Annotated in this window: 15 protein-coding genes; 3 read left to right on the top strand and 12 right to left on the bottom strand. The window is 69.4% G+C overall.

Going from position 1 to position 13754, the window contains the following annotated elements; all coding sequences use genetic code 11:
• Positions 1 to 15: 15 nt before the first annotated feature.
• From ABH925_RS25090 to ABH925_RS25125, 8 genes are all read right to left on the bottom strand, one after another.
• Positions 16 to 924, bottom strand: a complete 909-nt coding sequence (locus ABH925_RS25090) for an NADP-dependent oxidoreductase (RefSeq protein ID WP_370151143.1) — start codon at positions 922 to 924, stop codon at positions 16 to 18.
• Complete coding sequence (locus ABH925_RS25095; RefSeq protein WP_370151144.1) at positions 921 to 2471, bottom strand: MFS transporter; 1551 nt, start codon at positions 2469 to 2471, stop codon at positions 921 to 923. Before ABH925_RS25095 ends, ABH925_RS25090 begins: the two co-directional genes overlap by 4 nt.
• A complete protein-coding gene (locus ABH925_RS25100) occupies positions 2461 to 3216 on the bottom strand; it encodes a TetR/AcrR family transcriptional regulator (RefSeq protein ID WP_370151145.1) in 756 nt (251 codons plus the stop codon). The genes ABH925_RS25095 and ABH925_RS25100 overlap by 11 nt, the downstream gene beginning before the upstream one ends.
• 95 nt (positions 3217 to 3311) lie before the next feature.
• Positions 3312 to 4547, bottom strand: coding sequence for an RNA polymerase sigma factor (locus ABH925_RS25105; RefSeq protein WP_370151146.1), 1236 nt, complete (start codon positions 4545 to 4547; stop codon positions 3312 to 3314).
• A complete protein-coding gene (locus tag ABH925_RS25110; RefSeq protein ID WP_370148291.1) occupies positions 4544 to 4867 on the bottom strand; it encodes a YciI family protein in 324 nt (107 codons plus the stop codon). The genes ABH925_RS25105 and ABH925_RS25110 overlap by 4 nt, the downstream gene beginning before the upstream one ends.
• 409 nt (positions 4868 to 5276) lie before the next feature.
• Positions 5277 to 5648: a type II toxin-antitoxin system death-on-curing family toxin gene (locus ABH925_RS25115; RefSeq protein WP_370151147.1), complete on the bottom strand. Its 372-nt coding sequence runs from the start codon at positions 5646 to 5648 to the stop codon at positions 5277 to 5279.
• On the bottom strand, positions 5645 to 5833 hold the full coding sequence (locus ABH925_RS25120) for a hypothetical protein (RefSeq protein WP_370151160.1): 189 nt from the start codon (positions 5831 to 5833) through the stop codon (positions 5645 to 5647). Before ABH925_RS25120 ends, ABH925_RS25115 begins: the two co-directional genes overlap by 4 nt.
• Before the next feature lie 385 nt (positions 5834 to 6218).
• Positions 6219 to 6356, bottom strand: coding sequence for a hypothetical protein (locus tag ABH925_RS25125; RefSeq protein ID WP_370151148.1), 138 nt, complete (start codon positions 6354 to 6356; stop codon positions 6219 to 6221).
• Between the two features lie 220 nt (positions 6357 to 6576).
• On the opposite strand from ABH925_RS25125, the gene ABH925_RS25130 reads away from it, so the two are divergent.
• Positions 6577 to 9249 (top strand): LuxR C-terminal-related transcriptional regulator, encoded by a 2673-nt coding sequence (locus ABH925_RS25130; RefSeq protein WP_370151149.1) that lies wholly within the window; start codon positions 6577 to 6579, stop codon positions 9247 to 9249.
• Between the two features lie 121 nt (positions 9250 to 9370).
• Entirely contained in the window at positions 9371 to 9571 is a 201-nt protein-coding gene (locus tag ABH925_RS25135; RefSeq protein WP_370151161.1) for a hypothetical protein, read from the top strand.
• Positions 9572 to 9849: 278 nt separating this feature from the next.
• Here ABH925_RS25135 and ABH925_RS25140 read toward each other — a convergent pair whose 3' ends face one another.
• From ABH925_RS25140 to ABH925_RS25155, 4 genes are all read right to left on the bottom strand, one after another.
• Positions 9850 to 10338: a hypothetical protein gene (locus tag ABH925_RS25140; protein ID WP_370151150.1), complete on the bottom strand. Its 489-nt coding sequence runs from the start codon at positions 10336 to 10338 to the stop codon at positions 9850 to 9852.
• Between the two features lie 107 nt (positions 10339 to 10445).
• Complete coding sequence (locus ABH925_RS25145; RefSeq protein ID WP_370151151.1) at positions 10446 to 10844, bottom strand: SHOCT domain-containing protein; 399 nt, start codon at positions 10842 to 10844, stop codon at positions 10446 to 10448.
• 233 nt (positions 10845 to 11077) lie between these two features.
• Positions 11078 to 11599 carry a hypothetical protein gene (locus ABH925_RS25150; protein WP_370151152.1) on the bottom strand — a complete coding sequence of 174 codons (522 nt, stop codon included), beginning with the start codon at positions 11597 to 11599 and terminating at the stop codon, positions 11078 to 11080.
• A 131-nt stretch (positions 11600 to 11730) separates the two neighbouring features.
• On the bottom strand, positions 11731 to 13071 hold the full coding sequence (locus ABH925_RS25155) for a DUF2252 domain-containing protein (RefSeq protein WP_370151162.1): 1341 nt from the start codon (positions 13069 to 13071) through the stop codon (positions 11731 to 11733).
• Between the two features lie 184 nt (positions 13072 to 13255).
• Here ABH925_RS25155 and ABH925_RS25160 point away from each other — a divergent pair, with 184 nt between their 5' ends.
• The gene (locus ABH925_RS25160) at positions 13256 to 13588 is read left to right on the top strand and encodes a carboxymuconolactone decarboxylase family protein (RefSeq protein ID WP_370151153.1); all 333 of its coding nucleotides are present in this window, start codon (positions 13256 to 13258) and stop codon (positions 13586 to 13588) included.
• Positions 13589 to 13754 lie beyond the last annotated feature (166 nt).

A 13754-nucleotide genomic window follows, 5' to 3' on the forward strand; every position in this document is an offset into this window, starting at 1 on the left:
GAGGTCCCCCCACCCTCAGCGGACCACCAGGACCAGCCTGCCCCGTACCCGGCCCTGCTCGCTGGTGCGATGGGCTTCGGCGATCTCGGCGAGCGGGAAGGTCCGGTCGACCGGAAGCCAGAACCGCCCGGCCGCGATCACCTCACCCACCTCGGCGAGTGCGTGGAAGGCGTGGCCGAGGAACCCGTTGCTGAACAGCACGCCGTGCTCCTTGGAGCCCACGAAGTCGGCGAGTGTCACCACGTTCTGTGCGCCGCCGGCGAGTTCGACGAGCTGGGGCAGGACGCCGCTTCCGGCGACATCGAGTGCGACATCGACGCCGCCGGGGGCGAGCGCCCGGACCTGCTCGACCATGCCTTCGCCGTACGTCACGGGTTCGGCGCCCAGCAGACCGAGGTGGCTCTGGTTGGCGGCACTCGCGGAACCGATCACCCGCGCGCCGCGCGCGACGGCGAGCTGGACGGCCGTGCTGCCGATCCCGCCGGAGGCGCCGTTGATGAACAGGGTGCTTCCGGCTGTGACCTTGAGCTGATCGAGGCTGCGCGTGGCCGTTTCGAGCGCGACCGGCAGGGCTGCGGCATCGATGAACCCGAGGGACGGGGGAATGATCGCGCGGTAGGTCAGCAGGGCCAGCTCGGCCGCGCCGGCGCCGTCGTCGGAGACGCCGAACACCCGATCGCCGACGGCCACGTCGGTCACGCCTTCGCCGACCTCGTCGACCACACCCGCGACGTCACGACCTGTCGTCTGCGGGAGCTCCGCACCGAAGCTCAGCAGGCCCTTGCGCAGCTTCCAGTCCGTTGCGCTGATTCCGGCCGCGTGCACGACGATCCGGACCTGACCAGGGCCGGGATGCGGGTCGGGAAGGTCCACGATCTCCAGGACCTCGGGTCCTCCGAATGCGCTGAATCGTGCTGCTTTCATGATGGTCCTTTCGACGCATCCGCATCGACCGCGAGGGGGCCGCTGCGGAACAGGGTGGCTGCCAGTAGGGCGGTGCCCAGGAAGACCGCTGCCGCGATCCAGAACACCAGGTGATAGCCGGCGATGGTGCCATCGGTGATGGTCGCCGTCTGTGTTGCCGTCGCGGCGTGCGCATGGAGATAGTTGGTGACTGCCGACGCGGCGAGCGAGCTGAACACGGCTGTTCCGATCGATCCGCCGATCTGCTGGGCCGTGTTGACCATCGCGGACGCCGCGCCGGCCTCGTGCGGCTTGACTCCGCTGGTCGCGGCATTCTGCGCCGGTCCGAAGATCAGCCCGAAGCCGAACCCGATGACGAGCAACGCCGGCAGCACGCCTCCGGCATAGCTGGAGGCTGTGCCGATGCCGGTGAGCAGCACCATTCCGATGGCGGCGAGAACGCATCCGACGGGGACGAGCGGACGCGGTCCCGTGCGTGGCATGAGCGCCGACCCCGAGACGACGGCCCCGACGATCAACAGGCCGACCATCGGCAGGAAGGCGATTCCGGTCTGGATGGGGGTGAACGTCAGGGTGTCTTCGAGGTAGTAGGTGAGGAACAGGAAGACGGCGAACGATCCGATCCCGGAGATTCCGACCGACAGGTACGCCGTTCCCCTGTCGCGATCCAGGATCACGCCCAGTGGCAGCAGCGGGTGGTCGGCGCGGCGCTCGATCAGCACGAAGAGGACCACCAGGACGGCGCCCGCGACGACCGCGCCGATCGTCCAGATGTCGGTCCAGCCCTTCGACTCCACGTTTCCAAGACCGAACACGATCCCGACCAGGCCGAGCACGGCGGTGACCGTGCCCGCGGCGTCGAACCGTACCCGCTGTGGCCGGTCGCCGGCGCCGATCCAGATCAACGCGCCGGCGAACGCGAGCACGGCGATGACCAGGTTCACGTACAGACACCAGCGCCACGACACGCTCTGTGTGAGGACGCCGCCCAGCAGCAGCCCCAGGGCACCGCCGGCGCCCGAGACCGCGCCGAAGATCCCGAACGCGCGGCCCCGTTCGTTCGCGTCGTCGGCGAAGGTGACGGACAGCAGCGACAGGGCCGCCGGCGCGAGCATCGCCGCGAACGCGCCCTGGGCGACACGTGCGGCGAGCAGCATCGGGAAGCCTCCAGCCGCGCCGCCGACCGCCGAGGCCACCGCGAAGCCGGCCACGCCGATGAGGAACAGCCGCTTGCGTCCGAAGAGGTCCGCGAGCCGGCCCCCGAGCAGCAGGAGACTGCCGAACGCGAGCGCGTAGCCGGTCACCACCCACTGCCGGTCGTCGGTGGAGAACCCCAGGTCGTGCTGGGCGGTCGGCAGCGCGATGTTCACGATGGTGGAGTCCAGAATGACCATCAGTTGGGCCAGGCTCAGGACGGCAAGCGCGATCCATCGATGCGCGATCCACCGATGTAAGGCGCGCGGTCCGCCGCTCGCGGCTCCGCGGCCGCGGAGCACGCCGGGGGCGGTCTGCGGAGTGGACTCCTGAGGTGAGGTGTCAGTGCTCATGGTGACCTTCGAGTTGCGGGTCGGGTCCTGCGAGAAGCCGCCCGAGCGTGAAGTCGAACCGGTCGTGCCCCTCGCCGGAGGTCATCTCCCGCGCATACGCGACCGAGTTCGGGAAGCGGTCCTGGGGCAGCATCGTGAAACGCTCGATGACTTCAGCCCTGTCGACGACCCGTCCGTCGGCGTCCTCCTCGGGACGCCGCCGCAGCCAGACGAGGCTGTAGGCGCCGACGTACTGGAAGGCCCCATCGATCGCCCACGCGGCGGACTGCGGCGGCATTCCTCCGGCCAGCAGGATCGCGAACAGGCCCTCGAAGATCCGGAGCGCCTCCAGGCTGTGCGGGGTGCCCTCCAACGCGGCGCGTGGGATCCCCGGGTAGGTGAGGTACTGGTCGCGCAACTGCCGGCAGACGTCGATGGCCTGCGCCTTCCACTGCGCGGGATCCGGCACGGGCACCGTCACCCGTGAGCACAGCTCTCCGATCATCAGATCGTCGAGCTCCGCTTTGTCGCGCACATGCGCGTACAGCGCCCCCGGAGTGGCCTGCAGCGCAGCGGCGACACGGCGCATCGTCAGGGCATTGAACCCCTCGGCCTCGACGAGCTGGAGCGCGGCGTCCACGATCCGGCCGACCGTCAGGGGGGCCCTGCGGGACCGAGGCGCGCTCTGCGCGTCATCCAGTGCTGCGATCTGAGCCGCCCACTGGTCACGGGAAACGATGTCGCGCGAAGCGTTCTTCTTGGGCATGGCTCGACGATAGCACCCAAGATGAACACTGTTCAATGCAAGGAACGATGTTCAGAAGATGAACATCGTTCACCCTTGGTCGGGATCGGTGGGCGCTATCGCAGTTGGTCGCGGCGGCGGGTCAGGTAGGCGGTCTCGGCGGTGTTGCCCGCCAGTGCGATGGCTTGGTCGTAGGCCGCGCGTGACTGCCGACTGTGGCCCAGCCGGCGCAGCAGGTCGGCGCGGGTGGCGTGGTAGGCGTGGTAGCCGGCCAGCCTGTCCCCAAGACGGTCGACGGCCGCCAGTGCCACCTGCGGGCCGTCGAGTTCGGCGACCGCGATGGCCCGGTTGAGGGCGATGATCGGGGAGGGGTCGAGGCGGACGAGCTGGTCGTAGAGGGCGAGGACCTGCGACCAGTCGGTGTCGCGGATGTCGCGGGCGGAGGTGTGCACCGCGTTGATCGCGGCGAGGATCTGGTAGCGGCCGGGAGCCTCGCCGGCGGCGGCAGCGGCGAGGCGCTCGCGCACCAGCCGGTGACCCTCGGCGATCAGCGCCGCGTCCCAGGCCCCACGGTCCTGCTCGTCGAGGGCGACCAGTTCGCCGCCGGCCGAGACCCGGGCGGTGCGGCGGGCCTCGGTGAGCAGCATCAGCGCCAGCAGCCCGGCCACCTCACCGTCCTCCGGCAGCAGGACACGGATCAGGCGGGTGAGCCGGATCGCCTCGGCCGTCAGGTCGTGACGTACGGGATCGGCGTCGGGGCCGGTCGCCAGGTAGCCCTCGTTGAACACCAGGAACAGGACGGCGAGTACGCCGGACACACGTGCCGGGAGATCCTCCACGGACGGCACCCGATAGGGGATGCGGGCCGCCTTGATCTTGGCCTTCGCGCGGGTGATCCGCCGCTCCACGGCGGTCTCGGCCACCAGGTAGGCGCGGGCGATCTCGGGCACGGTCAGACCGCCGACCAGGCGCAGCGTCAGCGCCAGGCGGGTCTGCATCGCCAGCGCCGGGTGACAGCAGGTGAAGATCAGCCGCAGCCGGTCGTCGTCGATGGCGCCGACGGGCCCGGGTGGGCCGTCGTCGTACACCATCCGAGCCTGCCTGTGTTTGTCGTCGCGCTTGTTCTCGCGGCGGAGCCGGTCGATGGCCTTGCGGTTGGCGGTGGTGGTCAGCCAGGCGCCGGGGTTGGGGGGTACACCGTCGGCCGGCCACCGCTGGACGGCGGCCGCGAACGCCTCGGCCGCTGCCTCCTCGGCGATGTCGAGGTCACCGAAACGCCTGGTCAGGGACGCGACCACCCGCGCCCACTCGTCGTGGTGGGCCCGGGTGATCGCCTCCTCGACGTCGCTCACTGGAACGGCCGCACCTCGATCTTCCGATCGCAGACCTTCGACGCCTCGGCGGCGAGCTTGAGTGCGACATCCAGATCGGGGGCCTCCCACACCCAGACGCCGGCGAGATACTCCTTCGACTCCACGAACGGCCCGTCGCTGAACACCGCCTGCTCGCCCCGGTTGTCGACGACCGTGGCCGCGTCGGTGTCCGCGAGTCCGCCCGCGAAGACCCAGTAGCCCTCGGCGATTAGTCGTTCGTTGAACGCGCTGATGGCAGGACGCCTGTCCGTGCTGCCGGGATTGCTCTTGTCATCGATCACGGAAACCAGGTACTGCATCTGAAGATCATCTCCTGTGGTTTCACTACAGCGTGGTTCGGTGGTCAGGGACTTCAGGATCGCGGTTCCCTCACCGTGCCGCCCCCTGCGGGCGGCCTCACCCCTGCAACGAACACCCCCGCCCCGATCCGACACCGCCTCCCTGATTTCTTCGAAGAATTTTCCGAGGACGTTCTGCCGCCTGAGCTGGCGCAAGGGGCTGAAAGCTCAGAAAGGGCCTCCGACGCAGGTCGGAGGCCCTTTCAGGGACGAAGCCAACTGGGGGCGGAACAAAGGCTAACCAGGATCGAAAACACCTCCGTCTGAACGTGCCCGGCACGAGACGATCAGTCAGGAGCCCACCGAGCGTAGCCCCAACGCTCGGCAGAAGACGGGGGTCTCAGCTCCCCCGACCACAACCGTCGGCGTGTCAGGCGATCTTCCACGCCTGGAGTTGCTTGGCGATCTCGGGGACCTCCAGTTCACCCATGTCGACGGCGTTCACGAACACCTCGGCGTCATCGACCGGAGCGCTCAACTGGACATCGTTGAGCCGCAGCGTCATCCGCATGGCAATCCACGCCGTGCGTTTGTTGCCGTCCACCAACGAATGGTTGCGCGCCAGGGAGTGCAGCAGCGCGGCAGCCTTCTCAAGCAGCGTGGGATACGCCTCAACGCCGAACACGTCAGTCTTCGGACGCTCGACCGATGATTGCAGGAGGCCGAAGTCACGCACGGCGTGCCGCGAGCCGGTGACCCGCTCAACGATCACCAGGAGTTCGGGCAGATCGAGGTAGATCACGCAAGGCGCTCCAACAGCTCTGCATCCTCCGTCATGACTTGGTCGAGGATGTCCGCGAACAGCTCGGTTCGACGTGTGACGAAGACATGGATCGCCTCGGTAGCCAACTCTTGCTTACTACGACCCTCCGCCTTGGCGCGCTCAGCCAAAAGCCGGTCATCTTCCTCGGGGAGTCTCAGTGTCATAGCCACAGAGAGATGGTATCACGCTGGTATCAGCCTGGGGAGCATTCTGCCGAACGAAATGAAAGTGCAGGTCATAGCCTTACGGAGACAGAAGTCCGAGCATCCAGAACCTCGACCTGTCACCGCCCGCCCGAGCCGCGCACCTTCCTCGTCGTCTGCTGCTTCTACAGTTCGAGGACGGCAACGCGCACTCGGCCTTCCTCACACTGATCTTGGTCCTGCCCGATCCGGTGCGTCCAACGTCCCGCCGACGACCCCGAGGGAGCCAGGCCCAGGCGAACCTGGTGGCTGCGCTGATCAAGGGAGCCCACCGACGCCACGCACACGGAACTGGCCCCCGCCGCCAGCGATACCGACATGCCAAAACCAACGGACGGACTCACGGTCAGAACTCGACCAGCCAAGGTGCGCGACGGTTGAACTTTCGCCGGCAGTCCCCATGGGCAACCCGCACATGGCTGAAGCCGTTGAGCACGAACGGGTACTGGCCGAGCAAGCTCACGACCGGCGCGATGTCGATCACCCTTCAACGGGGAGCTGATGATGCGATTGTCCGGACAGCACAATTCTCGTCCCCGGTCCGGGTGCATCCGCAAGGCTGACTACAGGGCCATCCCTGGCAGGGGCGAAGCCTGAGACGACGGGCCGGACGGTCTTCCTTTGCGAACCCGCGCACTTCGTTCGACGATCGAATGGAGACGGTGCGCGTTCGGCGTGCGTCCAGGTCGGACAGCGGTGATCGCATGACCACAGATCCCGGGAGCCAGGCCGCCGGCCCGGCGAAGGCCGCGTCGTGGCCCGAGGATCCGGTGCTGACCGGTCGGTTGCATGTCCCATCTGTTCCCGGCACCTTCGTCCACCGGGCACGCCTGGCCGACCGGCTCACCTGCGGCGTGCGGGAGCATCCTCTGGTGATGGTCAACGGTCCCGCAGGCGCCGGCAAGACCCTGCTGGTCAGTGACTGGGCACGGACCTCGCCCCCGGCGGCTCCACTGGCCTGGCTGACCGTCGAGGACGAGGACGACGACCCGGGCCTCTTCTGGTCCCACCTTCGCCAGGCCCTACGCGGGGCAGGCGTGCCCACCCAAGAGGCCGCGACCACCCGCCGCGCGGAACAAGCCGACCGGCCTGCCGTGCGCCTGGCAGCTGAGCTGGCAGAGCTCCGCACACCGGTCGTGATCGTCCTGGACGAGTTCGAACGCGTCACCAACCCGGTTCTCGCCACCGGGCTGGAGTTCCTGCTGAGCCATGCCGAGGGCTGGGTGCATCTGGTGCTCGTCAGCCGCAACGAGCCGCTGCTGCCACTTCATCGCCACCGTGTCGCCGACGAGATCACGGAGATCCGTGCCGTCGATCTCGCGTTCTCCGCCGCGGAGACCTCGGCGCTGCTGCGACTGCACGGCCTGGTGCTGCCCGCTGCGGGCGTCCGGTCGCTGAACGAGCGGACCCAGGGGTGGGCCGCAGGCCTGCGGCTGTGGGCGCTGGCCGCCGCGAGCGCCCCGGACTGCGAGAGATATCTGAAGGAGTTCGAACCCGGGCACAGCACGATCGCCGACTTCCTGCTGTGTGAGGTGCTCGACGCTCAACCGGCCGAGACCCAGGATCTGCTGTTGCGCACCAGCATCCTGGATCGCATCCACCCTGCCCTGGCCGACGCTCTGACCGAGGGCGGCAACGCAGAGCGGACACTTGACGACCTCGCCCGCGCGAACGCCTTCGTCACCCCGCTGAACGGCTCCTGGTACCGCCAGCACCCGTTGTTCGCGGAAATCCTGCAGGTCCACCTGCGCGCCCGTTGTCCGGGACTGCAGGAGGAGCTGCACGTGGTGGCCGCCCACTGGCTGCGCGAGGCCGGCCAGCTGGACGAGGCCCTGCGGCACGCGGTGGCCGCCGACCGCTGGGAGCTCGCCGCCGACTGGTTCATCGACGATCTGGCGGTCGAGCAGTTCTTCTCCGCGACCGGAACCGGGCCTTCGGCAGCGCTCCTGGCGCGCATGCCGGCGGGGGTGGCGGGAGCTTCGGCCGAACTGGTCCGGGCTGCGGGTGCTCTGGCTGCCGACGACTCGGCAAGCGGCCTGGAGCACCTCGAACGGGCGGCCGCCGGTTCCTCGGGCGTCGACGGCACTCGCCCGTCCGCCCGGCTGAGCGCCGCGTTCCTTCGGCTGGAGGCCGGTCGGCTGACCGGTTCGGGAGAGGCGGCGGAGGAGGCGGCCGAGACGGTCGAGCAGCAGGCGCGCTGTCTGCCCGCCGACCGCTGGGACGAGCACCGGGTGCTGGCAGTGCGGCGGCTCACCAACCTGGCGGCCGTTCGGCTGTGGGAGGGGCAGTGCGCCTTTGCACGCTCGACTCTGCTGGCCGCGCTCGCCCAGGCGAACGGTGCCCAGTACCCGGAGCGGTCCGCGCCGCTCGCCCTGCTCGCCCTGGTCGAGTCGCTGAGCGGCGCCACCGGTCGCGCCGAGGCGCGGGCCCGCCAGGTCGTCGCCGAAACAGAGCACGGGGGGATCGACTCCGACCCCGAGGCGGAACTCGCCCATCTGGTCCTGGCACAGATCGCGGTGGACCGGGGTGACCTGTCGAGCGCGCGGCTCAGCGCCCGCCGGGCCGCCGCGTCGCGGGCGGGGCAGGGCCGGGATCCGCTGAAGGCGTTCATCACCGCCCTGGTCCGCTCGCGCCTGGCGCTTCGACAGGGCAATCCACAGCAGGCCCTGTCCGAACTTGCCGCCGCCGAGCACCCCGGCGCCGCCGCCCCCTCGCCGTGGGCCCGGGGGCTGACCGCGCTGGCCGCCTCGGAGGCCCTGGTGATGGCGGGTGACGCCCAGGCCGCCGTCGAGGTGCTCTCGGACGACGAGGGAACCGGTGCCGAGCACGCCCTCGCCGTGGCTCGGGCTCACCTGGCGGCGGGCGAGCGAGGGAAAGCGGCCGAGGCGCTGGCCCACATCCCGGCGGGCGCGCCCGCCGCCGCCACTCGCTCCCTGCTGCTGCGGGCCGAGTTGAGCGCCGCGGACGGCGATGACGCCTGTGCCCAGCGGCTGGTCACCCGCGCTCTGGCCACCGCCCGTCCGGATCGGCTGTTCGGTCCCTTCCTGGAGAGCGGTCCCTGGCTGGCGCGGTTCCTGCGGCGTCGGCCCGCGCTGACCGGAGCCCACAGCTGGTTGCAGGAACCCCTACGCTGCCCGTCGAAGCAGGCCCCCGTGGCAGCGGAGGCCGCAGAGCCCGGCGCTGCCGAGCCGCTCAGCAGCCGCGAGCTGGAGGTGCTGGAGCTGGTGGCCCAGCTGATGTCGACGGCGGAGGTGGCCGCCGATCTGCACGTGTCGGTCAACACGGTCAAGACCCACCTGAAGAGCATCAACCGCAAGCTGTGCACCAGCCGCCGCGCGGAGGCCGTCCGGCGCGCCCGTCGCCTTCACCTGCTGTGACCGAGCACCTGCTGCGATCAAGGCCGCGGCTCACCTTCCCGGGGTGATGACCACCGGCCCTCTGGCCCGGACCCTGGAACAGGGGGCCGATGGTGACCACCGTCCGATTGCGGAGGCGCGCATGCGTTACGAGATCCGCGTCGCCAGCGCCATGTCCGCGCCGATGCTGGAAGAGGGCTTCCCCGAGCTGGAGAGCTTCATGATCGCCGGCGACACCGTCCTGGTCGGCCAGATCATCGACGAAGCCCACCTGTACGGGCTGCTGGCGCGCTTTCAGAACCTGGGTCTGCGCATCACCGAAATCCGGCAACTGCCCGAGTGACTTGTCCACACGGCAGCGCGGGCAGAGCCTGTAGGGACACCACGGCGGTGGTGTCCCTACAGGCCCTGCCCGGTACCGGAGACACACGAGAGCCGCCGCCCGGCCGCCGGGAGCAGTCCGAGGTGACGCCAGAGCGGCGCAACGCAGTACGGCCGGGCCCACCCACGCACCCGGGCCACCCACGCGCCCCGCCGCCGATGTCTCGGCAGTCCGTCACCGGCGGCGGGGTGAACATCCATGGCGTGAACATCCATGGCTACCCGCTCACGTGCCGGCCCTCACGTGCCGGCCCTGGGTGGCACCGCGGCCTCGGGGGCCGGTTGCGCCGTCGTCTCCGCGGCGGAACTGCTCCCGTGGGCGATCAGGGCGTAGATGGCCAGGACGTCGAGGGCCAGGATCAGGACCGACCAGACCGGGTAGGACGGGATGAACGCCATCTGCGCGAAGGCGTTCAGGGTCAACACCACGACACCGAACCAGCGGGCCACGGGGACCCTTGCAAGAATCCCCACGACGGTGAACGCCTGAGCGATCGCCAGCGCGAGCATCGCCCACCCCCAGGCGCGCAGGTCACCGAACACGTAGGTGGCGTTCTGGGTGAAGACATGGGAGCGGTTGATCGCCGCGATCCCGTCCAGACCGTTGAACAGCGCCAGAACGCCCATCATCACGGCTGCGAAGATCAGCAGCCCTTGGCCCCGGGGTACCGATGATGCCGGCTGTGGCTGCCACGGCCCAGCTCCTGCGTAGTGATGGACGGTTGCCATCGCAATCTCCTCTGCGTCTGCGCCCCGACCGGTGGGCGGGACCGGTGCGCCACCCCTGTGTCAGGGCGCGCTTGGGAAACGGTGCCTCGGCCGCGTTTCGGCGGATGTCACGCCAGCACGCGGGCCTTGGCACGCTCGTACTCCTCCTGCGTGAGGTCGCCCTTCTGACGCAGGTCGGCCAGGCGGCTCAGCTCCTCCGCCGGGCTGGTCTTCGCGGTGGCCTCGGTGCCGGCGGCGTCGCGGACGTACGCGCGGAAGTGCTGCTCGCTCTCCTGCGCCCGCGCCAGCTGACGCTCGCCCATGCCTTTGCCTCGAGCGATCAGGTAGACGAACACGCCGAGGAACGGCAGGAAGATGAGGAAGACCGACCAGCCGGCCTTCCCCCAGCCGCCGACCGTGTCGTCGTGGAAGAGATCCCCGAAGACCCGGAAGAGCAGCATGATCCACAGCACAAACAAGAAGAACCACATGGTGGTGAGGAAGATGTCAAGCAGCGGATAGTTCATCCCGCGCCTCCCTGGAAGCGATGATCACGCTCAGCGGCCGTCACAACCGTCGAGCGGTCGTACGCGCCTACGTGTTCACGCCCACCATCCGCCACCACCGGTCGACGGCGCACCACCCCTGGCGGGTGATTGCGTCCGCACCGGCAGGTGGGGCGCCGGCAGTCTCGCCGTGCCTGCCCAGGGGCTCCCGGCAGTGCAAATGCGCACGTCAGCCGCCACGGCCGCGAACGCCGTCAGTGGCCCAGCGCGGCCTTGGCCGCCACGATCACCAACCCGAGCACCAGGTTGACCGCCGCCTCGACGGCGGCCTCGCGACGCGACGCACTGGCGTGCATGGCACCGATGTAGGCCCAGCTGACCTGCTGGGCCACAGCGACCGTCAGCGCGAGCCAGCCCGTGGCGGTGAGGCTCAACCCCAGCACCGGACTGACGGCCACCACGGCCGCCGGCAGCACGGCCGCTTCAGCGATCGACCACTCGCTCTTCCCGACCTGGCGCACCTTGGACCAGTCGATGAGCTGACCGACCGACCTCTCACCCACCAGGTGCGCATACACATGGGCGACCCAGAAGACCAGCCCGGTGACAAGCAGCAGGACAACGGTCTCGAAGCGGGGGAACTTGCCCGCCACACTCGAAGCGGCGATCACGGAGGCGGCCAGGAGGGATCCGTAGACCGCTCCCGCGTAGTCGGTACGGGAAGGAGCACGACCGTCCCGGCGGGGTCTGTGCAGCCACGGGATGACATGGTTCACCAGCTCACCGTAGCGGCACCTCGACACCGCACCAGGCGCGCCACGCGTGCCGGGCGTTGGGCCCCTCAGCTGCCCGGACCCGGCCCGGGAGGACGTTCGGCCTCGCGCGGGTGCAGCGGTCGGCGGTGGGATCAGAGGTCGTTGGCGGGGGGGACGTCACCGGCGGAGATGGCGCTCGTCAGCGCGCCGTGGTCACGGATGTTCTGGTCGGCGTACTGAAGCGCGAAGTCGGCGACGGCGCGGTCGAAGGTGTCCGCCTTGCCGAGGTAGGCGGCGATGGCGATACGGTCACCGGTTCGGGCATGGGCGCGGGCCAGGGTCGTGCCGCACAGTTCGGCGTACTGGCGGAGCAGGTCTGGGTCCATCGTCTCGACGTCGGCCGATCCCTTCATGTCGCGTAGCTGTCGGCAGTAGAAGTGCCGGCCCGTCGGTCCGGTCATCCAGCCGAGGAACACGTCGCCGGCTGCCTGCATCAGTCGCTGGCCGACGACAACCCGGTTCCCCTGATGCTCGTGCCCCGCGGCCGGCAGATGGCGCTGAAGAGCGGAAGGTCCGGCTTCCTTGATCTGGAGGAAGAGCGGGTCCTGCTCGTCCCGCCCGGTCAGCAGGAGTACGAAGCAGCGGGTCCCGACGCTCCCGACGCCGACGACTTTGCGCGCCGCGTCCACGAACTGGAAGCGGTCCATCAGAAAGCGGCGTTCTTCGGGGAGTGTGCTGCGGTACTCGCTGAAGAGCTTGTCGACGGCCAGCAACTCGGGAGGGCTGGCCGGTTCCAGCAAGGGCGGGGCGTGAACGATGCGCCGGTGGCCGTCGCGGATCTCGGTGAGCTTGCCGAGCGCCTGCATGCTTGTGCGGCGGCGCGCATGCTCCAGGTTCGCCTCGAGCCGCTTCCTCTGACCGGGTTTGCGGACGAGTGGGAGAAGCTCGGCGGTGTCGAGTCGCTCGTACCAGACGGCGAGCTCGCCCAGGTCGGCCAGTCGTCGCATGGCCAGCCGGTAGGCCCGGACGGCCGCCCGGGCAGCGGCCCACGCGTGCTGGTCGCCGTGACGGTTCTCACGAGCAGCCACTGCGAAGCTGACGGCCAGTCGCTCGACGTCCCATTCGAACGGACCGGGCAGGGTCTCGTCGAAGTCGTTGATGTCGAACACCAGCGCCCTTTCGGGTGAAGCGAAGACGCCGAAGTTCAGCAGGTGGGCGTCGCCGCACAGCTGAACGGTCAAGCCGGTGTTCGCAACGGCGGCAAGGTCTGCGGCCATGACCACCGCCGCGCCCCGAAAGAATGCGAAAGGCGAGGCCGCCATTCGGCCGTACCGGATCGGGAGTAGGTCCGCCACCCGGTCGGCGTCCTCCTGCTGCAGCAGGGCAAGGGGATCGGGCCGGCCGGGTGCGGCGGTCCATCCGCCGGGTGAGCCTCGCTTCACGGTCTCGCGCACGGCGCGGCCGCGGAGGGCACGTTCGGCTGGACTGCTCATGATGTCGCTCCTTGTCGCTCCCCTCAAGCCTGAGTGCGCTCGGGACGCCGCGCACGTCCTGGGCTCGGGCAAGCGGATGCGCCCGGTGAGGACAGGTCTATAGTCGGACAGAGGGGATCGGCGTGGAACGACCTGCTGTCCCAGTCGGCGTCGGAATCCCGATCTCCACAGGAGATGACCCGGCATGACGACATCATCTGAAACCCCGGTCCTCGACACCCTGGCTGCCATGACCCTCGACTCGATCGAACGGTGCGGGCTTCCCGAGGACGACCTCATCCTTACGCGCATAGCGGCTCTCGTCGCCATGGACGCGTCGGAGATGTCCTATGTGGCCCACCTGGGCGCAGCCGCAGCGTCGGGCCTGACGGCGAGTCAGGTGCAGGACGTCCTGGTGGCTGTCGCGCCCATCGTGGGCACAGCCCGAGTGATGTCAGCAGCGACCCGAATGACGGAGGCCCTTGGGTTCGCGATCGCCGTCGCCGTCGCTGAGGCGGACGCCGAGCTCGGGACCTAGCCGTACGCGGCCACCGTCACGCCGACGGTGGCTCCGCGGGCCCAGCCCATGAGTGACCCCCGCCCCCATCGGATGGCGTCCCGCCGAGTGGTGTAGCAGGGATCTTGGAATGACCCCTGGTCATGGGGCGGCCACCGCGCAACTCTCCGAGTAGCGAAGCTCGTTG

The sequence above is a fragment of the Streptacidiphilus sp. EB129 genome, from assembly GCF_041262645.1.
In the GTDB taxonomy this organism is placed as follows: Bacteria; Actinomycetota; Actinomycetes; order Streptomycetales; family Streptomycetaceae; genus Streptacidiphilus.